This window comes from Rothia sp. 32237D007AR, assembly GCF_053544675.1.
The window spans coordinates 61586-87242 of the sequence record NZ_JBPPUO010000004.1 but is presented as its reverse complement, the minus strand read 5'-3'; the positions used below and the strand labels follow the sequence as shown (position 1 = coordinate 87242).

Sequence of the window (25657 nt, the reverse complement as noted above, 5' to 3'; positions counted from 1 at the left end):
TACTTTGACCAGGGTAAGAGCAAGGTAGGGGGCCCTGCTCTGCCTTAACCTTCTTTGAGAGAATAAAAGGTGGGTCTATCAAGCCCACAGGTGAACCTCTCCCTCCTTCGGGGGGTCTAAACTAGAATAGTGTGAGCATGGTGGGCTGATCCTGCCCGCCCCTATCCAACCAATCAAGGAGCAAACTTCAGTGGCATCTCTCTTGGAAAAGCTACTCCGCAGTGGAGACCAAAAAGTCCTCAAACAGCTGCGAGCTTATACCGATGCGGTGAACTCACTCGAAGACAGCTTTGTCGCGATGAGCGACGCCGAGCTACGCGCTGAGACAGAAGCCTTCCGCAAACGTATTAAGGACGGCGAGTCACTAGATCTGCTGCTCCCTGAAGCTTTCGCGGTGGTCCGTGAAGCCTCACAGCGAACCCTGGGCAAGCGTCATTATGACGTGCAGCTCATGGGTGGTGCCGCCTTGCACCTGGGCAATATTGCCGAAATGAAAACCGGTGAAGGTAAAACCCTGGTCGCTACAGCCCCGGCCTACCTGAACGCTCTTTCTGGCAAGGGTGTGCACGTGGTGACTGTCAACGACTACCTGGCCGAGTACCAGGCTAACCTCATGGGGCGCGTCTTCCGTTTCCTGGGGCTAGAGTCAGGCGTCATTTTGGCGAACCAGACCCCCGAAGTGCGCCGCAAACAGTACCAAGCGGATATCACTTACGGCACGAATAACGAGTTCGGTTTTGATTACCTGCGCGATAACATGGCCTGGACTAAAGAAGACCAGGTGCAGCGCGGGCATAACTTCGCCATCGTCGATGAGGTTGACTCGATTCTGATTGATGAGGCCCGCACCCCGCTCATCATTTCTGGCCCTGCTATGGGTGAAGCTAACCGCTGGTACGGTGAGTTCGCCCGCCTTGCCCGCACCCTGGTTGCCGGTGAAGACTACGAGGTCGATGAGAAGAAGCGCACCGTGGGCGTGCTAGAAGCTGGCATCGACAAGGTGGAAGACCACCTGGGTATCGATAACCTCTACGAACCTCAGAACACCCCCCTGATTGGCTTCCTCAACAATGCCATTAAGGCTAAAGAGCTCTTCAAGGGCAATAAAGACTATGTGGTCATGAACGGTGAAGTCATGATCGTTGATGAGCACACCGGCCGTATTCTGGCTGGCCGCCGCTACAATGACGGTATTCACCAGGCCATTGAGGCTAAGGAAGAAGTTGAGGTTAAGCCTGAGAACCAGACCATGGCTACCGTCACCTTGCAGAACTACTTCCGCATGTACGACAAGCTCTCGGGCATGACCGGTACCGCAGAAACTGAGGCAGCCGAATTTATGAACACCTATGAGCTAGGTGTTGTGCCCATTCCTACCAATAAGGAAAAGCAGCGTAAAGACCGGCCCGATAAGGTCTACAAGAACGAAATCGCTAAGTTCAACGCGGTCGTCAAAGACATCCAAGAACGCTACACTACCGGTCAGCCGGTGCTGGTGGGTACCACCAGCGTGGAGAAATCTGAGTACCTTTCTAAGCTGCTGTCTAAGGCAGGGGTACGCCACGAGGTTTTGAACGCTAAGAACAATGCCCGTGAAGCTGCCATTGTGGCCCAGGCTGGCCGCAAGGGGGCCGTGACTGTGGCAACCAACATGGCAGGCCGTGGTACCGACATTATGCTCGGCGGTAACCCTGAGTTTGAGGCCGTTGAGACCATGAAGACTCTGGGCCTTGACCCCAACAAGAAGCCTGAAGAGTATGAGGCTAAGTGGCCTGAGGTGCTTGAGGCTGCGGAGAAGGCTTCTGCTGCTGAACACGATGAGGTCACAGCCCTGGGCGGCCTCTATGTGCTGGGCACTGAGCGTCACGAGTCACGCCGTATCGATAACCAGCTGCGCGGACGTTCTGGCCGCCAGGGGGATCCCGGCGAATCCCGCTTCTACCTGTCTCTCTCTGACGATTTGATGCGTCTCTTTAACGGGCAGGCCGCGGCCCGCCTCATGGCAGGTGCCCCTGACGATACTGCCCTGGAAGCAAAGCTTGTTTCCCGTATCATCGCTAATGCCCAGGGCCAGGTTGAGGCCCGTAACGCTGAGCAACGTAAGAACGTGCTCAAATATGATGATGTGCTCAACCGCCAGCGCGAGGCCATGTATAAGGACCGTGCTCAGATTCTTGCCGGTGATGACCTTAAAGAGCAGATTGCTAAGTTCCGTACCGAGGTGATTACTTCAGCTATTGATGCTCAGGTGGGCGAGGGGCACGCGGAGGACTGGGACTTTGACAAGCTCTGGGAGAACCTGCGCACTATCTTCCCTGTCTCCATTACTCCTGAGGATTTGGCTGAAGAAGCGGGCGATAAGACCAAGATTACCCGTGAGCAGATTCGTAAAGAGGTGCTGGATGACGCTGAGATGCAGTACCGGGAGCGTGAAGAGTACGTTGGTGAGGACGCCATGCGCGAGGTTGAACGTCGCGTTGTCCTGTCTGTTATCGGTAAGCGTTGGCCTGAGCACCTCTACGAGATGGATTATCTCAAGGAAGGTATCGGTCTGCGCGCTATGGCCCAGCGTGATCCTCTGGTGGAGTACCAGCGTGAAGGCTATGCCCTCTATCAGAGCATGATGGGTGCTATCCGTGAAGAGACTGTTGTCATGCTTTATAGTGTTGATTTGTCTAAGCAGCGTACTCAGCAGTCTAAGGTTGAGCTGAAAATTCCTGCTCAGCCTAAGTTCTTGCAGTACTCTGCTCCTTCTGAGTCCGGTAAGGCTGAGGTGCACACTGAGGCTGTCAATGACCGGAGCAATGAGCAGATTTCTATTCTGAACCAGCGTAAGAAGTAGCGCTATAAAAAAGTAGCGCTATAGAAAAGTAGCGCAGCACAGCAGCAAGGCCCCCAACCCTGAAAGAAGGGTTGGGGGCCTTTACTGTAGGCGGGGGTTACGGGCCTTTTCTTCCTAGCGCCCTGCCCTGAAAGTTCTTAGAGGGTCTGGTCTGTGCCCAGGTAGCCCAGGACGTCCTCGTGCAGGTGGCCGTTGGTAGCTAGGGCATTGCCGCCGTGGGGGCCGTCCGCTCCTGCCAGGGAGGTGAAGCGTCCGCCTGCTTCGGTCACGATGGGGACTAGGGCAGCCATGTCGTAGAGGCCTAGTTCTGGTTCGGCTGCGGCATCGACTACGCCTTCTGCCACCATCATGTAGGACCAGAAGTCCCCGTAGGCGCGGGTGCGCCAGACGGTGTCGGTCAGGTCGATGAACTTATCTCTTAGGCCCAAATCTCGCCAGCCAGTGAGGGAGGAGTAGGAGAGGGAGGCGTCTTCTAGCTTGTTAACGGAGGAAACGGAGATGCGGGTGGCTCTAGCCAGGGAGCGGCCGGTGTAGGCGCCAGTGCCTTGAGCGGCCCACCAGCGGCGCTGGAGGGCGGGGGCTGAGACCACACCGACCACCGGCTTGCCCTGATCCATGAGAGCAATGAGGGTGGCCCAGACCGGTACCCCGCGCACAAAGTTTTTGGTTCCGTCGATGGGGTCGATGACCCATTGGCGGGGGGATGAGCCGGTTTCACCGAATTCTTCACCTAGCACTGAGTCGCGGGTGCGTACTCGGGAGAGCTGGGAGCGGATGAGCTGTTCTGCTTCGCGGTCGGCGTCGGTGACGGGGGTTAGGTCGGGTTTGGTGTCAACGGCGAAGTCGTGGGAGGTGAACTTGGCCAGGGTTAGGCGGTCTACCGCATCAGCCATGATGTGGGCTAGGCGCAGGTCGTCGGTGTAGTTAGTCATGATCTCGTTTGTTGTGGGGTTAGAGGTCTAGGGCGCCGAGTTCTTTTTCGGCGTCGCCGGTTTCTTCATCGACGCGTAGGAGCTTGCGCAGAGAGTCGAGGCGTTCAGGCCCGGCGGGCCCGGCGTGGCCTGCCTGGACGTAGGCGCTCAGGCCGCAGTCGGGGGCTGAGGCTGAGTGGATGCAGCCCTTGGGGCAGTTGGCTGAACCGGGGGCCAGGTCGGTGAAGGAGGCAACGAGGGTCTCTGGTTCGACGTGGGCTAGGCCGAAGGAGCGGATACCGGGGGTGTCGATAATCCAGGTGCCCGGCGCTGCCTTCTGGGGCTGTAGGGCCAGTGCGGAGGAAGAAGTGTGGCGGCCTCGCCCGGTAACGGCGTTAACATGCCCGGTGGCTCGTTCGGCCCCGGTGAGGGCATTGACCAGGGTTGATTTGCCCACCCCAGAGTGCCCTAGCAGCACAGAGACGGTGCCGTCTAGGTAGGTGGAGAGTTGTTCTACCAGGGAGAGATCTAGGCCTTGGGAGCCTTCTTCGCTGGGGGCGCGCCCGTCCTTGGCTTTGGAGAGCACGATGGTGAGCTCAACGTCCTGGTAGTAGTCCAGTAGCCAGGCTGGGTGTTTGAGGTCGGTTTTGGTGATGCAGAGAATGGGGGTGAGCCCGGCGTCAAAGGCGGCAGCTAGTGACCGGTCGATGAATCCGGTGCGCGGTTCGGGGTTTTCTGCGGCAACCACGATGACCAGGTTGTCGGCATTGGCTACGACTACGCGTTCGACGGGGTCAGTGTCGTCGGCGCTGCGGCGTAGCAGGTTGGTGCGTTCTTCAATGCGTACCAGGCGGGCGAGGGTATCGGGTTTGCCGCTGGTGTCTCCTACCAGGGCGACCTTATCTCCTACGACGATGGGGGAGCGGCGCAGTTCGCGGGCGCGCACGGCGGTCACGGTTCGCTCGCTTGGTTGCCCTTCATCGAGTATGGCGGTGTAGCGGCCGCGGTCTACGGTGATGATGCGGCCGATCTGGGCGTCCTTGTGGGCAGGGCGGTCTTTGGTGCGGGGGCGGGAGCCCTTCTTGTTGGGGCGTACGCGCACGTCGCTTTCATCCCAGGAGCGGCGCATTAGGCAGCACCTTCCTTCCACTGGTTGAGCATGTTCTGCCATAGCCCGGTGAAGTTGGGTAGGGTTTTGGCGGTGGTTTCAACATTTTCAACGACCACCCCGGGCACGAGGAGGCCTATGACGGCTGCGGCGGTGGCCATGCGGTGATCGGAGTAGGTGCGCATAAGGGCGCCTTGGGTGGCCGGGGCGGTGATGCGAATACCGTCTGGGGTTTCTTGGGCGCTGCCGCCTAGGCGGTTGATTTCGGTGGTGAGGGCGGCAAGGCGGTCAGTTTCGTGCCCGCGCAGATGAGCGATACCGGATAGGACGCTGGTAGCTGGTGAGAGCGCCATGAGGGCAGCAAGGGTGGGGGCTAATTCCCCGGCTTCTGCCAAATCTAGTTCGAGCCCGGGCAGTCCGGACGCCGCACCCCCGGCGGGGCCGGTGACGGTCAGGTTCCCGTCGGTCAGCTCCACATCTGCCCCGAAGAAGGGCAGAATGGTGCGCCAGTAGTCCCCGCCCTGGGTGGTGGAGTGGGGCCAGCGTGGAACTGTCACTGAGGCACCGGTGGCCACAGCAGCTACCAGGAAGGGGCCAGCGTTGGAGAGGTCTGGTTCAACGGTCACTTCAAAACCGGGGAAACCACCGGGGGTAACGGTCCAGGTGTCGGTGCCGTTGAATTCAACACTGATGCCCAGTTCCCGCATGGTTTCAAGGGTCATCTCAATGTGGGGCATGGAGGGCACCGGGCCGCCTTGGTGGCGCAGAACCAGACCCTGTTTAAACCGGCAGGCAGCCAGGAGCAGGGCAGAGACAAACTGGGAGGAGCCAGAGGCATCTATGGTCAGCTCGGGTACTTCTACCGCACCGGCCGATTTGACCGTAAAGGGCAGGGCGCCGCGGCCTGCGTCCTCAACAGTGACCCCTAAGCCCCGTAGGGCTTCAATGACGGGCAGCATGGGGCGTAGCCTCGCGTGCTCATCGCCATCGAAGGAGAAGGTGCCCGGTAGCAGGGCCGCCACCGGGGGCACAAAACGCATGACGGTGCCTGCCAGCCCTACATCAATGGACACCTCACGGGCAGAAGGTGCAGAAAAATCTAGGGGAGTTACCCGTAGATCTGGGCCAAAGGCGCTGCCGGTCTCAATCTCTTCAAAGTGGGCGCCCAGGGCGGTGAGGGCCGCTACCATGAGCTGGGAGTCACGCGAATGCAGGGGGGCGTGAATGATGGAGGGGCTATCTGCTAGGGCAGCTAGAAGCAGGTAGCGGTTGGTCAGCGACTTGGAACCGGGAATCTCTACACGGGCACGTGCACCAGACGGTACTGTGACGCTGGGCGCGAGCCAGTCTCCAGGGGCAAGGAGGGCTTGCTTGGTCGCATCAACCACAAATAAAACCTACTTCGGTATCAGTTACTAGGGCGTATTCCCTCCCTATTTTAGGTGGCTTAGCCTGCAAATAAGAAAACCCCGCACCGTTTTAGGGAGCGGGGTTTGTAAAAGTTTACGGCACCTTAGGGTGCTGCGTTTTATGGTTTAGGCGAAGATGTCCTCAACCTTTTTCTGGGTCTCAGAAGCAACGTCCTGAACATCGGAAGCCAGCTGGTGAGACTTCTTAGCTACCTGGTCACCGAGCTTTGAGGCACGCCAAGCCAAGGAGGGGCTACCATCGGTGTCGACCGCAGAAATTGCGATAGCACCGAGCAGGGAGCCGTTGATCACGGCGGTGTTACGGCGGGCGGTCTTCTGTTCCTTGGTGTCAGCTTCCTGAGAGCGGTATTCAAGGTAGGAGTTGATAGCACCGGTAGCGAGCAGGACGCTGGCTGAGAGGCGCGGTAGCTTACCGAGTGCGAAGAGGGTACCGGCAGCTACTTGGGAGCCAGCTAGTGCCTGACCGACCAGCTTTTCCTGGCCGCGCAGGATGGAGAGCTGAGGGGCGGTGGTTGCAGCTAGGTCGATGACCTTGGTGAGGTGTTTGGAAGATTCGGGGTCACGCAGACGGTCAACACCCGAGATAATGAAGCTTGAAGCTAGCAGGGGGCGAGCAAAACGGCGAACTAATGACATGAGTTCCTCCTTTACGGGGTGTGTGGCCCCATTTGCGGTGTATCACAGATACCTATCACTACTAAGCATACATATAGACCGGTGGGTTCACCTACTTCACACCACCACAAACACAAAAAACACCTCAAAACAAGGAATAAGAAACCATCTCACCGGTTGAACCTAAGGCACTTACTAGACCAGCCCACCTACCAGGCAGGTACAGTAAGACAAAAGACCACCGCAAACCTGGAGGGACATGACACCCACGCCCCCGGACCCCACCACTGAACCTGACCTGCGCGCCCAAGAAACAGACGCAGACCGCAAAGCCCGTTTCGAACGAGAAGCCCTGGGCTACGTTGACCAGCTTTACGCCGCAGCCCTACGCATGGCTCGCAACCCACAAGACGCTGAAGACCTAGTGCAAGAGGCCTACATGAAAGCCTTCTCAGCCTTTCACCAATACACACCAGGAACCAACCTCAAAGCCTGGCTCTACCGCATCCTGACCAACACCTACATCAATGTCTACCGCAAACGACAACGTGAGCCCTACCAGGCTCACACCGACACTGTCCAAGACTGGCAGCTTGCCCAAGCCGGAGCCCACGACTCAAAAGGGCTACCCTCAGCAGAAAATGAGGCCCTAGCCCACCTACCCGATAACGACGTTAAAGAAGCCCTGCAATCCATCCCTGAAGACTTCCGTATGGCCGTCTACTACTCCGATGTTGAAGGGTTCTCCTACAAAGAAATCTCCGAGATCATGGATACCCCCATCGGCACCGTCATGTCTCGCCTGCACCGGGGGCGCAAACTGCTCAGAGACAAACTGACCGACTACGCTACTGAACGCGGCATCACCACCACCGGCACGGCCAAGGCCAGCACCGCTAGGGCCTCAGAAAGGAGCCACCTATGACCCCCATACAGCATCACAGCCCCTCCACGCCCTGCGAAGAACGCCTGGCCAGAATCTACACCTACATTGACGACCCGCTCAGCTGCCAAGACCTAGAAGAACTGCAAGCCCACCTAGCTGAATGTGATACCTGCGCTCAGGAGTATGACATTGAGTGCATTATCCGCCAAGCAGTGCGCCGCACCTGCAAGGAAACCGCCCCCCTTGATCTCAAGAGCCGTATTAGGGCCTGCATCGACGATATCCACGCAGAGGGGCACCCGGCAGGTAGATAGGCACTGCGATGAGCTCATAGCAAAGGGCCCCTGCTCGCTTCTGCGAGTAGGGGCCCTTGTTGATTGCCTTATGAGTTGGGGCGCTTACCGTGGTTAGCGCTACCCTTACGGCGATCCTTACGCTTGCGACCGCGCTTGCTCATGAGAGCCTCCTTGATCAAGGTGGAGTGCCCGTCAGGATAACGGGGCACAGATGGTCGATAGCACCTTAGAATAGGCACTTCTGACTATTTTCGCATACCTTAGCTAGCTTTGCACACCCTGGGCTTGCTCACAGGGGTGGACGCCTGGGGGAGCAACCTTAAAGGGGCTCAGAAATCTGAAGCCAGTTATACCAGCCGCGGTGCAGAACCAGCCAGGCAATCAGACCGTAGCCGGACTGGCCGGGGTGGCCGTCATTTGCGGCGAGGTCGTTGCGCCACTGCTCATGGTGGAGCAGGGGGTTAAAAGTATCAACGTAGACATGGTTACGGCGGGTTACCACATCAGCGTAGGCTGCTGACAGGTCGGCAATCTTCCGGTTACGCTCAGCATCGAGCGTGGGAGGGGGGCCAACAACCAGAACCTTAACATTGTTCTGAGAGGCCATATCAACCATATTTGCCAGGTTCAGGCGGGAACGGGCACTGGTGATACCCAAGTCGATATCGAAGGTTGAGGGGGCAATGACCAGGCGGTTCTCGTGCCCCTGGGCAAAGCGGCGGCTGGCTTCTTCAAACCAGCGAGCGTTGAGCTGTTCGCTGCCTTCGCCCGGCGCTGCCAGGTTATAGGCTGAGATGGAGGCAGAAGTCTGAGGGGTGCGTGCCATAACGCGCCCGAACCACCCGAGGGTGCGGGGATCCCCGACGCCTGCGAGCAGATCATCGCCAACGGCTACAAGTCGAATTTTTCGCTGATCCACGTGTTTCTTTCTACAAGGTTGCCGGCTAAAGAGCCCACAACGTTGGTGTCTTTCTTTTCTACCAGTCTAAACCCTGGAGCCAGCCAGCGCACCATGGGCGCACCGCACAGCGGCAGTGCCCAGACCCTCAAAAGACAAGACCCAGGCACTAGCTGCTTACTGCAAGAGTTCTACTTTAGCGCTCGAACACCTCAGAAATGAGGTTATCAAGTTCCCGCTTGTGACGCTTACCGGTACCGGCAGCAGGGGAGGCCGCCGCCGGACGAGAAATAAGCTTCATGCGGTAGTCAATCTGGGGGAGTAGATTGACTGCCATAAAGGGCCACTGCCCCTGGTTAGCAGGTTCGTCCTGAGCCCAGATCACCTCAGCGTTGGGGTAGGCTGCAATCTGTTCCTTAATCTCAGCCAAAGGTAGGGGGTAGAGCTGTTCTACACGCACAATAGCGGTGCTCTGATTTTCTTGCTCAGCACGCTCTGTAGCCAGGTCGTAGTAGAGGCGACCCGAGACAAAGACAAGGCGGGTGACCTCTGCCGGGTTTAGATCCCCCTGGTCCTCAATCACCGGCTTGAAGCTACCGGTGGTGAAATCCTCCACCGATGAGGTGGCACCCTTCAAACGCAGTAGCTGCTTGGGAGTCATCACAATCATGGGCTTGTGGGGGCGGGAGTGAGCGTGCCGGCGCAGCAGATGGAAGTAGGACGCCGGGGTCGAGGGAACCGCAACAGTCATGTTGTTCTCGGCGCACAGTTGCAGGTAGCGCTCCATGCGGGCTGATGAATGATCTGGCCCCTGGCCTTCAAACCCGTGGGGGAGTAAGAGCACCAGGGAAGAACGCTGAGCCCACTTCTGCTCTGCTGATGAAATGAACTCATCCACAATGGTCTGGGCCCCATTGGCGAAGTCACCAAACTGGGCCTCCCAGAGCACCAAGGAGTCGGGGCGTTCAACAGAGTAACCGTATTCGAAGCCCATCACACCGTACTCAGAGAGCAAGGAGTTATAGATGGAGTACTTGCCCTGGTTTTCTGAGAGGTGAGAGAGGGGGTTCCACTCTTCATTGGTCAGGGAATCATGGAGCACTGAGTGGCGCTGTACGAAGGTGCCGCGTTGGACGTCCTGACCGGTCAAACGCACATTGCGACCCTCTAGGAGCAGGGAAGCAAAGGCGGCAAGCTCACCAAAACCCCAGTTAATAGAGCCCTCAGTGGACATCTTCACACGCTGCTCTAGTAGCTTCTTGAGTTTCTTATGAACAGTGAAGCCCTCAGGGACTTTCTCGAAGGCCTGGCCAATGGTAGCTAGCATCTCGGGGGAGATAGCAGTCTCGCCAGCAACTTGGACGGAGTCCTCATTCTGCTGGGCGGCAGGGCGCTCAATATTAGAGACAGCAGCCGCGTCGGCAGTGACCAGGGGCGCAGAGGACGACTGGGCCTCATGGGTCTCCGTGAAAATCTGTTCCAGGCGGGACTGGTAGTCCTTCAGGGCCCGCTCTGCCTCATCCTGTGAAATATCACCACGGCCGACCAAGGACTCGGTGTAAATCTTGCGGGTTGAGGGGAGCTTTTCAATCTGCTGGTACATCTTAGGCTGCGTCATTGAAGGGTCATCTGCCTCATTGTGGCCACGGCGGCGGTAGCAGACCAGGTCGATGACGACGTCCTTATTAAAGGCCTGGCGGTAGGCAAAAGCGATAGAGCCAGCGCGCACGACCGCCTCAGGGTCATCAGCATTCACATGCAAGATGGGGGCCTGAATCATGCGGGCGATATCGGTGGAGTAGGTGGCGGTGCGGCCATCGCGCGGGGTGGTGGTAAAACCAACCTGGTTATTGACCACAATGTGGACGGTGCCGCCGGTGGTGTAACCCTCAATCTTAGACATCTGCAGGGTCTCCATGACGATACCCTGGCCAGCGAAAGCCGCATCCCCATGAATCAAAATGGGCAGCACAGGGTAGCCCTCGGTTCCCTGCTCAGCCAAGGTATCTTGCTTAGCTCGCACAATACCCTCTAGCACCGTGTTGACAGCCTCAAGATGAGAGGGGTTAGCAGCCAGGTAGACCTGGGTCTGATTACCGTTGTGGGAAGTGAAGATGCCCTCAGTGCCCAGATGGTACTTAACATCGCCAGAACCGCCGGTGAGGCGGGGGTCCATCTCACCCTCAAACTCACGGAAAATCTGGGCGTAAGACTTACCGGCAATATTGGTCAGGACGTTGAGGCGGCCACGGTGGGCCATGCCGATACCGACGCCCGAAAGCCCGGCGTCCGCAGCCTCAGAAATAACGGAGTCCAGGAGGGGAATCAGGGACTCGCCACCTTCCAGGGAGAAACGCTTCTGGCCCAGGTACTTAGTCTGCAAGAAAGTCTCAAAAGCTTCTGCGGCATTCAGAGTTCCCAGCACCCGGAACTGCTCATCACGGGAAGGCTTGGTGTAGCCGTGTTCTAGGCGGTCCTGGAACCATTGGCGCTCATCGGGGTTCTCAATGTGCATGTATTCCACACCCAAGGTACGGGTGTAAGCCTCACGCAGCAGTTCAAGAATGGTGCGCAAGGACAGGGTTTCCTTCTCGCCGAAGCCACCGGTGGGCCAGGAGCGGTCAAGATCCCAGAGCGTCAGGCCGTAGTTCTCTAGACGCAAATCGGGGTGGGAGAGCATCTGGTAGCCGATGGGGTTAGTCTGGGCGACCAGGTGGCCTCGCACACGGTAGGCGTGAATGAGCTGCTGAATGCGGGCAACCTTAGACACCTCAGCGTCGGGGTTAACCTGGTTATCGCGGGCCCAGCGTACAGGCTCGAAAGGGATACGGAAGTCCTCAAAAATCTGGTCGTAGAAGCCATCACCACCGAGCAGGTAGTGCTCTACAACTCTAAGGAACTCACCGGAACCAGCACCCTGAATCACGCGGTGGTCGTAGGTTGAGGTGAGGGTCAGAATCTTGGAAATACCGTTGCGGGCGATGACCTTCTCAGAGGTTCCCCTGTATTCGGCGGGGTAGTCAAGGGCACCTGCACCGATGATGGCGGCCTGGCCTTTAGACAGGCGGGGCACAGACTGGAGGGTGCCAATACCGCCGGGGTTAGTCAGTGAAACGGTGGTTCCAGCGAAGTCCTCAAGGCCTAGTTCACCGTCGCGGCCTCGTTTGACAATGTCATTGTAGGCCTCCCAGAACTCAGTGAAAGAGAGCTTCTCAGCGCCCTTGATATTGGGCACCACCAGGTGGCGAGTGCCGTCGGGGCGAGGCACGTCAATAGCCAGACCGAAGTTGATGTGGGCGTGCTGGATAGCGGCAGGCTTGCCCTTGGCGTCCTCACCGTAGCTGACGTTCATGGAAGGGAAAGCATCCAGGGCGCGGACGATAGCGTAGCCAATGATGTGGGTGAAAGAGACCTTGCCACCACGGGTCCGGGCCAGGTAGCTATTAATCTGGGTGCGGTTATCAAGCAGCAACTTAGCGGGGATAGCACGGACTGTCGTTGCAGTAGGGACGCTGAGTGACTCATCCATGTTAGTGGCTACCGCCTTGGCTGGGCCTCGCAGAGGAACGACCTGGTCCTCTTCCTGCTGGCCTTCTTGGCGGGGAGCCTCACCCACGAGTTCTTCTTCCTTGCTAGCTGATGTGCTTGCTGAAGGGCTCTCTTCCTTGGGAGCCTCCTTGGGGGTTGCCTTGCCAGTTTCATCTGCCCACTGCTCGAACAGAGGCCACCACTTTTGATCGACTGAGGTGCGGTCTTGCTCGAACTTTTCAAAGAGCTCTTCAACGAGCCACTCGTTACCCATGAATTCTTCGGGAACTGTATGTTCTGGCTGGTTTGGCATTTCTCTTACGCCTCTTCCATCTTTGATGATTACGGGGTACCAAAACCGCTTTTGGCACCAGGTGGGCGGGTATCGAACCCTGCAAGGGGTGCGTGATGTACCGCATATCTTTGTCTAGTTTAGAAGTGTTTTGGGGCTTCGTCCACCACACTACATTTCCATGACATCTGGGCCCCTACTAGCTGGTCATAATAGGCTGATATTTCGCAGGGGGTGAAAGGACGCTCACTGAGGGAAAGAGCAGATGTTCGCTAGAATTGACCACTATGGAAGACCCTTCTAGTTGCTGCACTTCTTTGCGGCCCTCACCCGCGCCTAGGCGCACATCATTCTTTACCCCCACAAGAGGCGTCCTCTCACTAGGTGGACTACCCCTCATCTGGCAGGCGGTGAAAGCCTAAACAATGGAATGGCTCTTACTCCTGATCGGCCTGGCTCTCATCCTAGGAACTGGCTTTTTCGTGGCCGTAGAATTTTCGCTCGTAGCCCTGGACCAGTCTAAAGTCCAACAAGAAATTGATAGGGGAGATACCGCAGGGGAGCGCGTGCTCTCCTGCCTGAAATCACTCTCAACCCAACTATCAAGCTGCCAGCTGGGCATCACCATCACCACCTTGCTCACCGGTTACACACTCGATAGCGGCATCAACGCCCTAGCTGGTGACACCATAGCTTCCTGGGGTCTAGCTCCCTCCATCGCCTCGGCCCTGACCCTCATTTTCTCTATGGGTATCGCCACCTTGCTCTCCATGATTATCGGTGAGCTAGTGCCCAAAAACCTGGCTATCGCAGAACCCTACCGGGTGGCCCGGGCTCTTGCCCCAGCTCAGCTACTCTTTACCCGCGTCATGGGCCCTGTTGTCCGTACCGCTAATGGCTCTGCTAACTGGGTGCTGCACCGTTTTGGTATGGAAGCCAAAGAAGAACTTTCGGCAGCTCGTTCACCTGAAGAGCTCTCATCTATGGTGCGCCGCTCAGCCGACTTGGGCACCCTGGACTCCGATACCGCCCGCTTTGTCGATAAGACTCTCTCCTTTGCTGAACTTACTGCAGCGGATGTGATGACCCCGCGCCGCAAGGTCATCATGCTTGAAGACACCGCCCCCGTCAGTGACGTGATTGAACTAGCCCGCACCACCGGCCATTCGCGTTTTCCCCTCTACCGGGAAGACCAAGACAACATCGTCGGGGTTATCCACGTAAAAAAGGCCGTTGGTCTGCCCCAAGATAAACGCGATCTCTTAGAAGCTGGCACCCTCATGGAAGAGGTGCTACAGGTACCTGAAACCGTGCACCTTGACTCCCTGCTCATGCAGTTACGAGAAGGTGCCCTACAGTTAGCTGTAGTACTAGATGAATACGGCGGCACCGCCGGTATCACCACCCTAGAAGATTTGGTGGAAGAAATCGTGGGAGAAGTCTCCGATGAGCACGACGCCAACGCCTTCGATGAGCGGCCCCTGCGCGTAGGCAATGGCGACTACATTTTCTCGGGCCTGCTGCGCCCCGATGAAGTGAAGGACTACATCGGCACCCTAGATGTGGACGATGACCCCGCCTACGAAACCATGGGTGGGTTCATGATGGATCACCTGGGTCGCGTACCCGAAACCGGCGATGTGGTGCCGGTCGAGGGAGGACGTTTGCGTGTTGAAAAAATGGAACAGCGCCGCGTAGATCGCATCCGATTTATCCCTGAAGCCCTCACCACCGATGAGGTTACAGCTCGAAAGGAGGGGGCACGATGAACGACTGGGTAGCTATCGCCCTGCTCTTTGTGCTGCTTGCCGGTAACGCCTTTTTTGTGGCCGGCGAATTCGCTATCATGTCTACTCGCCGCTCCCAGATTGAGCCCCTGGCGGAGACAGGTAATAAGCGGGCGGTGACAGTACTCTATGCCCTAGAGAATGTCTCGCTCATGTTGGCTACCTGCCAGCTAGGTATTACCGTCTGCTCCTTGCTGATTCTGAATGTGTCAGAGCCTGCCCTGCACCACCTGGTAGCAGGCCCCCTGGAAGGCTGGGGTATTCCCTATGAGGTAGCGAGTGCCCTGGGTTTTGCTTTTGCTCTGATTCTGGTGACCTACCTGCACGTTATTTTTGGTGAGATGGTCCCTAAGAATATGGCGGTATCTCTGGCGGCCCAGGGCGTTGCCCTCTGGATTGCCCCGCCTCTGGTGACGGTATCGCGTATTCTCAAGCCTCTGGTGGGTTTCCTTAACTGGATTGCCGACCACACTCTGCGCCTGATGAAAATTGAGCCTAAGGCTGAGGTTGCCTCGACCTTCACTCTTGATGAGTTGCAAAATATTGTTGCCCAGTCAACGGCAGAGGGCACGGTTGAGGATGACTCAGGGGTGCTCTCAGGTGCTCTGGAGTTTAGCACTAAGGCTGTTGCTGAAATTATGGTGCCCAGTGATGATTTGGTGACCATGACTTTCCCCTGTACCCCGGCTGAACTGGAGCGGGCTGTGGCTCACACCGGCTATTCCCGTTTTGTGATGAAGGATGAGCAGGATGGTACTTATATGGGCTATCTGCATATTAAGGATGCTCTGGTCTATGAGGCTGACCGTATGGATCAGCCTATTGCCTGGAGTAAGTTGCGCCAGATGTCGATTGTTAAACCTGATACCGATATTGACGATGCTCTAGCTACTATGCAGCGTAACCGGGCGCATGTGTCTCATGTGGTTGATGCTCAGGGGCAGAGTGTTGGTGTGCTCTTTTTGGAGGATATTCTCGAAGAGCTGGTGGGTGAAATTAAGGACACCACTCAGGAGCATGTGCGCCGCCGTAAGGAGGCTGCCTCCAGGTACGGCACTGACTGATGGGTGCAGTTAACTCGTTAGCCTCTTCTTGAGGTTCCTGCTCTGTGCGGACGCCTGCCCCCACCTTCTTTGCCTGTGGCAGGGGAGAGGGGTGGGCGTCCTTTTCGGTGCTGGGGGCGGGTGTGATGCGGTGTACGCCCCTTATATTTGCGAACCGTTCGCAGAAAAGAGTAGGCTGGCAGAAGCGTTTTCCCTTATTCCTCACCAAAGGACAGTGCCATGCGAAAGATTCTTCCCACCTTTTCACTTCTTGCCGTATCGGCACTTGCTCTCTCTGCCTGCGGGGCCAACAACGCCAGCCCCTCATCCTCCTCTGATGATGGCACCTTGCAGGTTGTCACCACCACTGACGTCTATGCAGATGTGGTAGTTGCTATCGGCGGTGACAAGGTAGAGGTCACTCCGCTCATTGCTTCAACCGCTGTGGACCCCCACTCCTACGAAGCGACCAGCCAGGACCGTCTGACCGTTAAAGACGCTGACCTGGTGGTAGTCAACGGTGGTGGCTACGACACCTTCCTGACCGAAATGGCAGGCTCTGATAACCCCGATCAAATCGTGGTCAACGCGGTAGAAATCTCAGGGCTCTTTAGTGCCGACGAACTAGCTCACATGGCAGAAGAGCACAGCTCCACCGGCGAAGAGCACGCCGATCACGTGCACTCCTACAATGAGCACGTCTGGTACGACCTAGACACCATGAAGAAGGTTGCCGACCAGGTCGCAGCCGACCTGGCTGAACTTGACCCTGCTAACGCCCAGGCCTACACCAGCGCAGCCGCTGATTTCTCAGCAGAATCTGACCAGCTCCTAGGGCGCCTCAAGGCCATCGACACCAAAGAGCGCGCCTACCTGGCAACCGAACCCGTATCTGGCTACATGCTAGAGGACGCTGGCTTTACCGACGCCACCCCCACCGACCTTACCGCGGCAGTCGATAGCGAAAATGACATCGCCCCCCTGACCATGCAGGAAACCAAGGACGCTCTGACCAGCGGTAAGATTGACCTGCTAGCCTTCAATGAGCAGACCCAGACCGCCCAGACCAAAGAAATCTACACCTTTGCTCAGGAAGCTGGAGTTGCTAGCGTCCCCTTCACTGAGACCCTACCTGAGAACACCGGCTACATGGCCTGGATGTCCCAGAACATTGACAACCTAGAAAAGGCAGTAGCATAGCCAATGGCTCACTCTTCTACCCAGCTCGCCCCTGCCCTTGAGGTAACCGGGGGCGGGCTTTCCTTTGGCCACCGCACCCTCTGGCAGGGCCTTGACCTTAGCATCGAGCAGGGTGAATATTTTGCCGTGCTGGGCCCTAACGGCTCGGGCAAATCAACCTTCATCAAGGTCATTCTGGGCCTGACCCAGCTGAGCGCCGGTAAAATCTCGGTTCTTGGCACCCCCGCCCGCCTGGGCAACCCCGGTGTGGGTTATATTCCCCAGCAGAAGGCTATCGGCACCGAGATGCCCCTGCGAGCCCGCGATTTTGTGGGGCTGGGGGTGGACGGCCACCGCTGGGGCTTTCGCCTGAAGAGCCGGGCCTACCGTGAGAAAGTTGATTCCCTCCTCGATGCAGTGGGGGCTAGTGACTATGCCAATGTGCCGGTGGGGCTACTTTCTGGTGGTGAGCAGCAGCGTCTGCGTATTGCCCAGGCCCTAGCGAATGATCCCAAGATTATCTTGGCTGATGAGGCCCTGCTCTCTTTGGATTTGAACCATCAGTACGCGGTTTCAGATTTAATTCACCGCTATAACAGGGATCACGGTGCCACCGTCGTTTTTGTGACCCACGAAATTAACCCCATTATCGACCATGTAGACCGCCTACTCTATCTGGCTGGCGGACGCTTCACCGTAGGGTCGGTAGAAGAGGTCATGCGGACCGAGGTGCTCACCGGCCTCTACCAGACCCCGGTATCGGTTATTAAGACCAATGGCCGCTATGTGGTGGTCGGTGGCGAACAGCGAGAAGATCACTGCGCTTTCGAAACTGATTACCCCCAGCCGCTTGTACCTGTGAAAGGGGCCGATGCCCGATGACTTTTGCCGACTTTATGAGCAAGGTGTTCGTCTTTGACCGCTACGGCGAGTTGGTGTCCTTACTGAGCCAGTCCATTATTGCTGGCGCTGTCTTGGGTGTGATCGGCGGGTGCGTGGGGCTCTTTGTGATGCTACGCCGCCACGCTTTTGCGGTTCACGCTATTGCTGAGATGTCTTTTGCCGGTGCCGCTCTCTTCTTGCTGCTGGGCTATAACGTGGTGACAGGTTCCCTGGTGGGTTCTATCATCTCGGCCCTGCTCATTGCCCTGATGGGTGCCCGCGCCCATGAAAACGACTCGGTCATTGGTGCCCTTATGCCTTTTGGTTTGGGGCTGGGAATTCTCTTCCTTTCCCTCTATTCAGGCAGGGCCGCTAATAAGTTCTCCCTGCTCACTGGTCAGATTGTTTCTGTTGATTCTGCCCAGCTCACCTCAATGGTGGTCGGTGGCCTTGTCATTCTCGGGGCTTTAGCGCTCATGTGGCGCCCGCTCATGTTCGCTTCCCTTGACCCGGTAGTTGCCTCAGCTAAGGGGGTGCCCCTGCGGGTGCTTTCCATCGCTTTTATGATTGTGCTGGGTATCGCAACTGCCCTGTCGGTGCAGGTGGTGGGTTCCTTATTGGTATTGGCCCTGCTGATTACTCCGGCGGCGGCAGCCCTGCAAATAACAGCCTCGCCCCTGCGTGCTCTGCTTCTTTCAGTGCTTTTCGCTGAGGTAGCTATGGTGGGCGGTATTCTGCTGGCCCTGGCTGGCTCTCTACCTATTAGCCCCTATGTGACTACCTTATCGTTCCTCATTTTTGTGGTCTGCCGTCTGGTGCGCGCTGTCCGTCAGCGCTATTCAGCATCGGGGCGCGTCCGCACTGGGGAAGGGGCTAGCGCAGAACCTAAGCCTGTTCGGTCGCTGAACAGTTAGAGCAGAGACCGGTAATTTCAATGACGTGGTCTACCTGGCTATAGCCGTTCTTTGCTGCAATCGCTAGAGCTTTTTCTTCGAACTCAGGAATCTCAAATTCTTGGGCGGCCCCGCACCGGCGGCAGAGCAAATGGTGGTGGTGGTGCTCAGAGTCGCAGCGGCGGTAGATGGCCTCGCCGTCCTCGGTCTTGAGGGCTTCTACCTCACCTGCTGCCACCATAGATTGCAGAATACGGTAGGTCGTTGCTAGAGATACTTTATCGCCACGTGAGAGCATGAGCTGGTGTAGGCCTTGGGCAGAGATGAAGTCTTCAAGGGTTTCCAGGGTCGCGGTGACGATTCTGCGCTGCTTGGTGTTGCGCATTTCGGTGGGCTTGCTGCCAGGGGTTGTGGAGTTCGTGTTCATGGGGTGTTCCCTCCTGGTGTGTGTGGTCTCTATCTGTGCCTACTGTACACCAGGTTCTTCTGGGCGGCAGTGGGCTCTTCTCCCGGGGCGAAAGCCCACCAAAGACCTGAGAGGCTTGCACAGAAAGTCTAGAGAGCAACTGGTCTGACTGTGGTGTGAGCTACTAGGGTAGTAGATATGAAACTTACCAAATATACCCACTCCTGCGTGAGGCTTGAAAAGGACGGCACCGTGGTCGTACTCGATCCGGGAAACTTCTCTGAGCTTGAGCAGGCCTTAGCTGGGGCCAATCATATTTTGGTCACCCACGCGCACCCTGATCACTTCGATGAGGGTAAGGTGATTGATTTTCTGCGTGAGAACCCTAACGTCACCCTTCATGCTCCTGCTGCGGTCGTTGATGCTGTAGTGGCGACCCTGCCTGAGGCTCAGGCTCACCCTGTAGAAGCTGATGGGGAACTGGCCCTCTCAGGCTTGAGTGTGAAGACCTTCGGCGGTAGCCATGCTGTGATTCACCCTCTGCTGCCGGTCATTGATAATGTGGGCTACCTGATTGACGATAACCTCTTCCACCCCGGTGACTCTTTTGTGGTTCCTCACGGTATTGAGGTGCAAACCCTGCTGGTGCCGATTCATGCTCCCTGGAATAAGATTCAGGAAGTTATCGACTTCATCATTGCTGTGCGCGCCCCGCGTGCCTTCCAGATTCATGACTCACTGTTAGCTGAAAACGGCCGGGCCATGATTGTGGGGCATGCAACCACCTTCGGTAAGAAGTACGGAACTACTTTTGACTACCTGGCTCCCGGTGAGTCTGTAGAAATTTAGGAGAGAAACGATGAGCACTATTTTTACTAAGGTCATTAACCGTGAACTGCCCGGCCGCTTCATTTGGGAGGATGACCAGGTAGTAGCTTTTCTGACTATTGAACCCTTCCAGTATGGTCACACCCTGGTGGTGCCTAAGGCTGAGGTTGACCACTGGGTTGACCTGCCCGAGGATCTGTCTGCCCACCTTTTTGAGGTTGCCCAGAAGGTGTCGAAGGGCCTGATGAAGGCTTTTGAGCCCACCCGGGTTGGCATGATTATTGCCGGTTTTGATGTGCCCCATACCCATCTTCATGTCTGGCCGGCGGTGGATCAGAGCGAGTTCACCTTCGAGCAGGCTAACCGTAACCCCGATGCGGCTGCCATGGATGAGGCTGCTGAAAAGCTGCGGGCAGCCCTGACCGAGCTGGGCTACGGCGACTCGGTGCCTGCCTAGCCCACCAGTAGGTACCATCTAAATCAGAAAAACCCACGAACTAGGTGGGTTTTTCTGGTTTTAATGGTCTTTTCCGTCAGGGTCTTTTAGTAAAGTGTGCTTGACATGTCTAGAAACCTAGATGTAAAGTTTATTTCACATTATCTGTAAAGCAACCTTTACATAAGGAGTTGACATGACCACTCATAAGCCTCAAAGTACCTGGGGTCGTTCTCGTTTTGGCGGAAGCCAGATAACGCTGCTGCTCGTCAGCATTCTGGGCGGAGCATTGCTGGCTCAACTTCTGGCCTGGGGTATCATTACCCTTCGCACTGACCACATCACCTGGTGGTGGGTGCCAGTGGCCTCATTAGCCTTGATTCCGGCATTAGCGGCCACCCTTTGGGCAGTTCTAGTTGATCGAAACACCATCAAAGGAGCTACCCGCAACCCAGAAGCCAGCATCGAAAACCACTGGTACGGAAAGGCTGCCGAAACTACCTTCCACCTGATGCTTGCAACGATGGGCTTAGGTGCTGGAGCCTTCGCTATCTTCGGTTGGGATGTATCGCCCTCTCTGCTGCTGACAGCCACCACCCTCCTGGCTATGCTGGTTTTCCTGGTCAGCTACAAGGTCTATCAGCGTAAAGGCATCTAAGCCGTGCAGAACCAGCTTAAAGAACTACGCGCTGAGCAAGGCTATTCCCAGCAGCAGCTAGCTGATCTGCTCGGGGTGTCGCGTCAGACCGTTATCTCAATTGAAAAAGGACGCTTTGATCCCTCCCTGCCCCTAGCCTTCCAGTTGGCTGAAGTCTTCAGCTGCCGGATTGAGGATATTTTCTTCCCCCATGCACCCGAGAAGAGATAGATCGTAGGGAAAAGACCATCTAAATGAGAAAAACCCACCTAGTTCGTGGGTTTTTCTCATTTAGATGGTACCTAGGGTAGAGATGGGTGGGGCCTAGGAGTTCTTGATAGCCTCCAGAGCCTCGCGCAGGGCCTTAGCCACCCGCTTCTCACTGACCGTGTAAGCGGTGCCAAGTTCCTGGGCGAAGAAGCTCACCCGAAGCTCTTCAATCATCCAGCTCACCTGCTCCAGCTCAGAAGTCGGGGCAGTGCCCCCAGGTAGGGACTGTACGGCCTTATCGTAGGCGTCCTCAAGCTCCTGCACCGTCAGCATGAGCTGGTTATCCCTGTTGACGTTGGGCCCAAGCTTCTCAATACGCTTGGAAATCGCCTTGAGATACCGCGGCAGATGGTGCAACTGGGTGGCACCAGTGGCAGTCACAAAGCCCGGGTAGACCAGGTTCTCTAGTTGGCTCTTCATATCACTCATGGCGTGAATGACCGTAAGGGAGGTGGACTTCTTAATGAGCTTTTGAACCTTAGCGGTCTCTGAGAGAATATCGGAAACGAGCTTGGTCATCACAAAGACCGTATCAATCAGCTCAGCCCTCACACTGTTGAACAGGGCCGTGTACTCTGCCTTGGTGAAGGGCGGGGTAGCGGGCACCAACTGGTCAATAGCAGCTACGGTGCAGTCACTAATCAAAGCATCAATAGAACCGTGCGGGTTCTGGGTAAAAATCAGCTTTTCACGGTTATTCAGGTGCTCTGAAACGTAGCGTTCAGGCGAAGGGGTGTTGAGCTTGAGCAGGCGGATAACACCCCCGCGCTGGGCCTGGGCGGCTTCAGCTTCAGTGGGGAAGATGCGCACAGCAACGGATGCCCCCTCATCGACCAGGGCCGGGTAACCGGCTACAGTCTGGGTGGCAATAAGACGCTCAACCTTACGGGGTAGATCCTGTTCTGGCCAGTCGGTCAGGCCAGAGACCTCCCGTACAGCCTTCTTACCTGCCCCCTCCGGGGCGGACGCCTGCACCCCGTCGGTAGCAGAACCCCGGCTGCCAGCGCCGCCACGAACCTGCCCACGGCCAGAGCCACTACGGGCGTCCGGAGCCTTCTTGCCACCAGCTGCCAGAGCCGCCATCTTGCCCATAGTCTCAGGGGTAGCACCCAAGGAAGCTGCCAGGGCAGAACGAATCTCAGCATGCAAAAGGCCCTGTAACTCCACTAGATCCTTACCTTCACCCAGAATCTTGTTCTGATGGTTACGCACCTGGAAGGTAAAACGCAGGTGCTCAGGCACAGCCTCCCAATTGAACTCAGCCGGGTCAACCACATGGCCGCGCAGACGACGCAGCACCAGGGCCAAAGACTCCGTGAGCGAATCCGTAGCAGGGGAATAGTCGGCCGTGAGCTTCTCAACAGCCTGACGGGCAACATCCGGCGCTGGCACAAAGTTCTTCCTGATCTGCTTAGGCAAGGACTTAATCAGGGCCGTCACCAGTTCTTCGCGCAGACCCGGAATCAGCCACTGGAAAGGAGCCGGTTCAAGCTGACCCAAAAAAAGCACCGGAACCTGCACCGCAATACCGTCCGTCTGAGCCTGAGAAGAACGCACCCCGCCAATCTGCACGGTCGGGGCGTACTCGTAGCGCAGGTCCAGGGCAAGTTCCCCGCCAGAGGTGCGGGCTATCCAGGTGCGGGGGAAGAGGGATTCGTCGTAATCGGCGGCCTCTTCGTCGATCAGGTTCTCGGGGGTGAAATCGAGCAGGTGCTCGTTGACCCGGCGCTCATCCTTCCACCAGCGGTCAAAATGACGCTCAGAAACAACATGCTCCGGAATACGGGCATTATAGAAATCAAAGAGCGCCGCATCATCCACCCGCAAATCGCGGCGGCGCAGACGGGCCTCAAGCTCCTCAACCTCAGCCAGGGCCTTCTGATTGCGGGCAAAGAAGCGGTGACGGGTCTGCCAGTCACCCTCTACCAGGGCAGACTGAATAAAAATCTGGCGGGCAGCAACCGGGTCAACCCGCCAGTACTGGATACGGCGGTCAGCGATGACGGGTAGACCGAAGAGGGTTACCTTCTCGTGGGCAAGCACAGAGCCCTGGCGGGACGACCAGTGCGGATCAGAATAAGAACGCTTCAGCAAGGGGCCGGCTAGCTCCTCAACCCACTCGGGCTCAATCTGGGCATTCACCCGCGCCCACAGGCGAGAAGTCTCCACCAGCTCAGCAGAGACCAGCCAGACCGGATTCTTCTTAAAGAGAGCAGAACCGGGGAAAATCGCAAAACGGGTTCCGCGGGCGCCCCGGTACTCGCGGCGATTCTGCTCATCTTGCATACCAATATGCGACAGCAAACCAGAGAGCAGCGACTTATGCACCTCAACCTCACTGGCCGCCGGGTCAATCTCACGCCCACCCTCAACCGTGATACCGGCTGACCGGCCAATCTCCCGCAACTGGGCAAAAAGATCCTGCCACTCACGAATACGCAAAAAGTTCAGATACTGCCGGTGGCACAACTTGCGGAACTGACTAGAAGAGAGCTCGGCCTGCTTCTCATTAATGAACTGCCACAGCAAAAGAAAGGACGTAAAATCTGAGGTCTCATCCTTATAGCGGGCATGCAAAGAATCAGCCTCACCCCGGTGCTCGGCAGGGCGCTCGCGAGGGTCCTGAATAGTCAGAGCCGCAGCCAGCACCATAATTTCCTTAGCCACACCCCGCTTAGAGCCCTCTACAATCATGCGCGCCAAACGAGGATCAACAGGTAGAGCAGCCATAGCCTGCCCGGCGGCAGTGAGCGGTGAGGACGGACGCGGCCCCCCTCTACCTCGTGCCCCGCGCCTATCGCGGGGCAGGGCGTCCGCCCCATCACGGCCGGGGGTAGCAAGTGCCCCCAGCTCACGCAACAGATTAACACCATCGTTAATAGCACGCGTTTCTGGAGGCTGAACAAAAGGGAACTTCTCAATATCAGCAGGGGACTTAACCACCCCAATAGCGGTCATCTGCAAGATTACCGCCGCCAGATTAGTGCGCAGAATTTCGGGGTCGGTGAACTCTGGGCGCGCTAAAAAATCCTCTTCTGAATAGAGACGGATAGCGATACCGTCAGAGACACGACCACAGCGGCCCGAACGCTGGTTAGCCGATGCCTGAGAGATACGCTCAATAGGCAGGCGCTGCACCTTAGTGCGGGCCGAATAGCGGGAGATACGGGCGGTGCCGGTATCAATCACGTACTTAATACCGGGCACAGTCAGCGAGGTCTCTGCAACGTTGGTGGCCAACACGATGCGCGGACGCCCACCGGGCTTGAACACCTTATGCTGCTCAGCCATAGAGAGCCGAGCATAAAGAGGGAGCACCTCGTAATCGGCCAGGCGGCGGGTAGAGCGCACCATCTCTTCAATGGCGTCAGCGGCGTCTCGAATTTCGCGCTCGCCAGAGAAGAAAATGAGGATGTCGCCGGGGGCCTCTTCAGATAGCTCACGCACAGCATCGAGTACACCCTCGATGGGGTCACGGTCTTCATCTTCTAGGCCGTCACCGGCGTCTGCCTCATCTTCCCCGCCATCGCCGGTGCGTGGCTCACTCAGGGGTCTGTAGCGGATCTCAACCGGGTAGGTGCGCCCAGATACTTCGATAATGGGCGGGGCATCATCGGGCAGGGCGGCTTCGGCAATTTCTTTTTCTTCGGCGCTCAGACTCTCATCGACGATGCCGACCCCGGGCATGAAACTGGGGGAGAAATGGCGGGCGAAACGCTCCGGGTCGATGGTCGCTGAGGTAATGACGATTTTTAGGTCGGGGCGCTGGCTCATGATGCGCTTGAGGTAGCCCAGAATAAAGTCAATGTTGAGGGAACGCTCGTGGGCCTCGTCAATGATGATGGCTGAGTACTGGCGCAGCAGCCGGTCGTTTTGAATTTCGGCTAGGAGAATACCGTCAGTCATGAGCTTGATAGCGGAGCCTTCGCCCACCTCTGAGGTGAAGCGCACCTGGTAACCCACCGTTTCACCGATGTTCTGGCCTAGTTCTTCGGCAATACGTTCAGCCACGGAGCGGGCAGCTAGACGGCGGGGCTGGGTGTGCCCAATCATGCCCTTTTCTGCCAGGCCCAGTTCCAGGAGCATCTTGGGGAGCTGAGTGGTCTTACCTGAGCCGGTTTCACCGGCGACAATGACGACCTGGTTATCCCGAATGGCTGCCATAATATCGTCCCGGCGGGCAGATACAGGCAGGGCCTGGGGGTAAGTAATTTTTTCAGGAATCAGCGGGGTGTAGGGGCGGCGCTGGTTCGGTTTCTTCCCACCCTGCCTGCCCCGGGACCCCGAGCTGCGGCCGCGACGCTGGGAGCGGGTGGGCGCGTCCGCCCCCTCACGATTACTGGATACCTTCCGCCTGCCGCCTCGCTTTTCGGCAGGCTGGGGTTCGGTAGGCTGGGCGGTGCGGACGCCGGCCCCGTGCATGGCGGCGGCAATAGAAGAAAGTGGTTGGGCAGGTGTGCGAGAAGAATCTGAACTAGACATACTGCCCT

The 25657-nt window shown here is 57.3% G+C and carries 21 protein-coding genes; 12 read left to right on the top strand and 9 right to left on the bottom strand.

The features are described 5' to 3' along the window. Positions 1-190: 190 nt before the first annotated feature. Positions 191-2842: a preprotein translocase subunit SecA gene (secA, locus tag ACED87_RS04150; RefSeq protein ID WP_449082559.1), complete on the top strand. Its 2652-nt coding sequence runs from the start codon at positions 191-193 to the stop codon at positions 2840-2842. A 137-nt stretch (positions 2843-2979) separates the two neighbouring features. On the opposite strand, the gene hisN is transcribed toward secA, so the two are convergent. The 4 genes from hisN to ACED87_RS04130 all read right to left on the bottom strand — a co-directional run bounded on the left by hisN (position 2980) and on the right by ACED87_RS04130 (position 6927). Continuing rightward, positions 2980-3774, bottom strand: a complete 795-nt coding sequence (hisN, locus tag ACED87_RS04145; protein ID WP_449082557.1) for a histidinol-phosphatase — start codon at positions 3772-3774, stop codon at positions 2980-2982. 19 nt (positions 3775-3793) lie between these two features. Further along, positions 3794-4882, bottom strand: coding sequence for a ribosome small subunit-dependent GTPase A (rsgA, locus tag ACED87_RS04140; RefSeq protein ID WP_449082555.1), 1089 nt, complete (start codon positions 4880-4882; stop codon positions 3794-3796). Next, on the bottom strand, positions 4882-6249 hold the full coding sequence (aroA, locus tag ACED87_RS04135; protein ID WP_449082553.1) for a 3-phosphoshikimate 1-carboxyvinyltransferase: 1368 nt from the start codon (positions 6247-6249) through the stop codon (positions 4882-4884). Before aroA ends, rsgA begins: the two co-directional genes overlap by 1 nt. Positions 6250-6396: 147 nt before the next feature. Continuing rightward, positions 6397-6927 carry a DoxX family protein gene (locus ACED87_RS04130; protein ID WP_449082551.1) on the bottom strand — a complete coding sequence of 177 codons (531 nt, stop codon included), beginning with the start codon at positions 6925-6927 and terminating at the stop codon, positions 6397-6399. A 238-nt stretch (positions 6928-7165) separates the two neighbouring features. Here ACED87_RS04130 and ACED87_RS04125 point away from each other — a divergent pair, with 238 nt between their 5' ends. Both ACED87_RS04125 and rsrA read left to right on the top strand, forming a co-directional pair. Continuing rightward, complete coding sequence (locus tag ACED87_RS04125) at positions 7166-7831, top strand: sigma-70 family RNA polymerase sigma factor (RefSeq protein ID WP_449082550.1); 666 nt, start codon at positions 7166-7168, stop codon at positions 7829-7831. Beyond that, a complete protein-coding gene (gene rsrA, locus ACED87_RS04120) occupies positions 7828-8106 on the top strand; it encodes a mycothiol system anti-sigma-R factor (protein ID WP_449082549.1) in 279 nt (92 codons plus the stop codon). Before ACED87_RS04125 ends, rsrA begins: the two co-directional genes overlap by 4 nt. Before the next feature lie 68 nt (positions 8107-8174). Here the strand turns inward: rsrA and ACED87_RS04115 are convergent, their stop codons facing one another. The 3 genes from ACED87_RS04115 to ACED87_RS04105 form a co-directional block, all read right to left on the bottom strand. Then, positions 8175-8249 (bottom strand): 50S ribosomal protein bL37, encoded by a 75-nt coding sequence (locus tag ACED87_RS04115; protein ID WP_371300742.1) that lies wholly within the window; start codon positions 8247-8249, stop codon positions 8175-8177. A gap of 158 nt (positions 8250-8407) precedes the next feature. Beyond that, a complete protein-coding gene (locus tag ACED87_RS04110) occupies positions 8408-9007 on the bottom strand; it encodes a GDSL-type esterase/lipase family protein (RefSeq protein ID WP_449082547.1) in 600 nt (199 codons plus the stop codon). A gap of 175 nt (positions 9008-9182) precedes the next feature. Next, positions 9183-12827 (bottom strand): multifunctional oxoglutarate decarboxylase/oxoglutarate dehydrogenase thiamine pyrophosphate-binding subunit/dihydrolipoyllysine-residue succinyltransferase subunit, encoded by a 3645-nt coding sequence (locus ACED87_RS04105; protein ID WP_449082545.1) that lies wholly within the window; start codon positions 12825-12827, stop codon positions 9183-9185. A gap of 404 nt (positions 12828-13231) precedes the next feature. Here ACED87_RS04105 and ACED87_RS04100 point away from each other — a divergent pair, with 404 nt between their 5' ends. The 5 genes from ACED87_RS04100 (at position 13232) to ACED87_RS04080 (ending at position 18611) form a co-directional block, all read left to right on the top strand. Next, complete coding sequence (locus ACED87_RS04100; protein WP_449082544.1) at positions 13232-14575, top strand: hemolysin family protein; 1344 nt, start codon at positions 13232-13234, stop codon at positions 14573-14575. Beyond that, complete coding sequence (locus tag ACED87_RS04095) at positions 14572-15657, top strand: hemolysin family protein (RefSeq protein ID WP_449082542.1); 1086 nt, start codon at positions 14572-14574, stop codon at positions 15655-15657. The genes ACED87_RS04100 and ACED87_RS04095 overlap by 4 nt, the downstream gene beginning before the upstream one ends. A 219-nt stretch (positions 15658-15876) precedes the next feature. Continuing rightward, the gene (locus tag ACED87_RS04090; protein ID WP_449082540.1) at positions 15877-16836 is read left to right on the top strand and encodes a metal ABC transporter solute-binding protein, Zn/Mn family; all 960 of its coding nucleotides are present in this window, start codon (positions 15877-15879) and stop codon (positions 16834-16836) included. Positions 16837-16839: 3 nt separating this feature from the next. Beyond that, positions 16840-17697 (top strand): metal ABC transporter ATP-binding protein, encoded by an 858-nt coding sequence (locus tag ACED87_RS04085; protein WP_449082538.1) that lies wholly within the window; start codon positions 16840-16842, stop codon positions 17695-17697. Then, positions 17694-18611 (top strand): metal ABC transporter permease, encoded by a 918-nt coding sequence (locus ACED87_RS04080; protein ID WP_449082536.1) that lies wholly within the window; start codon positions 17694-17696, stop codon positions 18609-18611. Before ACED87_RS04085 ends, ACED87_RS04080 begins: the two co-directional genes overlap by 4 nt. Here ACED87_RS04080 and ACED87_RS04075 read toward each other — a convergent pair. Then, complete coding sequence (locus ACED87_RS04075; RefSeq protein WP_449082534.1) at positions 18583-19017, bottom strand: Fur family transcriptional regulator; 435 nt, start codon at positions 19015-19017, stop codon at positions 18583-18585. The two genes, ACED87_RS04080 and ACED87_RS04075, sit on opposite strands and share 29 nt — an antisense overlap. 177 nt (positions 19018-19194) lie before the next feature. On the opposite strand from ACED87_RS04075, the gene ACED87_RS04070 reads away from it, so the two are divergent. From ACED87_RS04070 to ACED87_RS04055, 4 genes are all read left to right on the top strand, one after another. After that, entirely contained in the window at positions 19195-19845 is a 651-nt protein-coding gene (locus ACED87_RS04070) for an MBL fold metallo-hydrolase (protein ID WP_449082532.1), read from the top strand. A gap of 10 nt (positions 19846-19855) precedes the next feature. Next, a complete protein-coding gene (locus tag ACED87_RS04065) occupies positions 19856-20281 on the top strand; it encodes an HIT family protein (protein ID WP_449082530.1) in 426 nt (141 codons plus the stop codon). 175 nt (positions 20282-20456) lie between these two features. Further along, the gene (locus ACED87_RS04060) at positions 20457-20918 is read left to right on the top strand and encodes a hypothetical protein (protein WP_449082529.1); all 462 of its coding nucleotides are present in this window, start codon (positions 20457-20459) and stop codon (positions 20916-20918) included. A 3-nt stretch (positions 20919-20921) separates the two neighbouring features. Then, a complete protein-coding gene (locus ACED87_RS04055; protein WP_449082527.1) occupies positions 20922-21128 on the top strand; it encodes a helix-turn-helix transcriptional regulator in 207 nt (68 codons plus the stop codon). A gap of 93 nt (positions 21129-21221) precedes the next feature. Here the strand turns inward: ACED87_RS04055 and hrpA are convergent, their stop codons facing one another. Next, positions 21222-25649 (bottom strand): ATP-dependent RNA helicase HrpA, encoded by a 4428-nt coding sequence (gene hrpA / locus ACED87_RS04050; RefSeq protein ID WP_449082526.1) that lies wholly within the window; start codon positions 25647-25649, stop codon positions 21222-21224. Between the last annotated feature and the right edge of the window lie 8 nt (positions 25650-25657).

Excerpts from the sequence above, each read along its gene's own strand:
- hisN (WP_449082557.1), bottom strand. The coding sequence starts at position 3,774 with ATGACTAACTACACCGACGACCTGCGCCTAGCCCACATCATGGCTGAT.
- rsgA (WP_449082555.1), bottom strand. The coding sequence starts at position 4,882 with ATGCGCCGCTCCTGGGATGAAAGCGACGTGCGCGTACGCCCCAACAAG.
- ACED87_RS04130 (WP_449082551.1), bottom strand. The coding sequence starts at position 6,927 with ATGTCATTAGTTCGCCGTTTTGCTCGCCCCCTGCTAGCTTCAAGCTTC.
- ACED87_RS04125 (WP_449082550.1), top strand. The coding sequence starts at position 7,166 with ATGACACCCACGCCCCCGGACCCCACCACTGAACCTGACCTGCGCGCC.
- rsrA (WP_449082549.1), top strand. The coding sequence starts at position 7,828 with ATGACCCCCATACAGCATCACAGCCCCTCCACGCCCTGCGAAGAACGC.
- ACED87_RS04105 (WP_449082545.1), bottom strand. The coding sequence starts at position 12,827 with ATGCCAAACCAGCCAGAACATACAGTTCCCGAAGAATTCATGGGTAAC.
- ACED87_RS04100 (WP_449082544.1), top strand. The coding sequence starts at position 13,232 with ATGGAATGGCTCTTACTCCTGATCGGCCTGGCTCTCATCCTAGGAACT.
- ACED87_RS04095 (WP_449082542.1), top strand. The coding sequence starts at position 14,572 with ATGAACGACTGGGTAGCTATCGCCCTGCTCTTTGTGCTGCTTGCCGGT.
- ACED87_RS04090 (WP_449082540.1), top strand. The coding sequence starts at position 15,877 with ATGCGAAAGATTCTTCCCACCTTTTCACTTCTTGCCGTATCGGCACTT.
- ACED87_RS04085 (WP_449082538.1), top strand. The coding sequence starts at position 16,840 with ATGGCTCACTCTTCTACCCAGCTCGCCCCTGCCCTTGAGGTAACCGGG.
- ACED87_RS04080 (WP_449082536.1), top strand. The coding sequence starts at position 17,694 with ATGACTTTTGCCGACTTTATGAGCAAGGTGTTCGTCTTTGACCGCTAC.
- ACED87_RS04075 (WP_449082534.1), bottom strand. The coding sequence starts at position 19,017 with ATGAACACGAACTCCACAACCCCTGGCAGCAAGCCCACCGAAATGCGC.
- ACED87_RS04070 (WP_449082532.1), top strand. The coding sequence starts at position 19,195 with ATGAAACTTACCAAATATACCCACTCCTGCGTGAGGCTTGAAAAGGAC.
- ACED87_RS04065 (WP_449082530.1), top strand. The coding sequence starts at position 19,856 with ATGAGCACTATTTTTACTAAGGTCATTAACCGTGAACTGCCCGGCCGC.
- ACED87_RS04060 (WP_449082529.1), top strand. The coding sequence starts at position 20,457 with ATGACCACTCATAAGCCTCAAAGTACCTGGGGTCGTTCTCGTTTTGGC.
- hrpA (WP_449082526.1), bottom strand. The coding sequence starts at position 25,649 with ATGTCTAGTTCAGATTCTTCTCGCACACCTGCCCAACCACTTTCTTCT.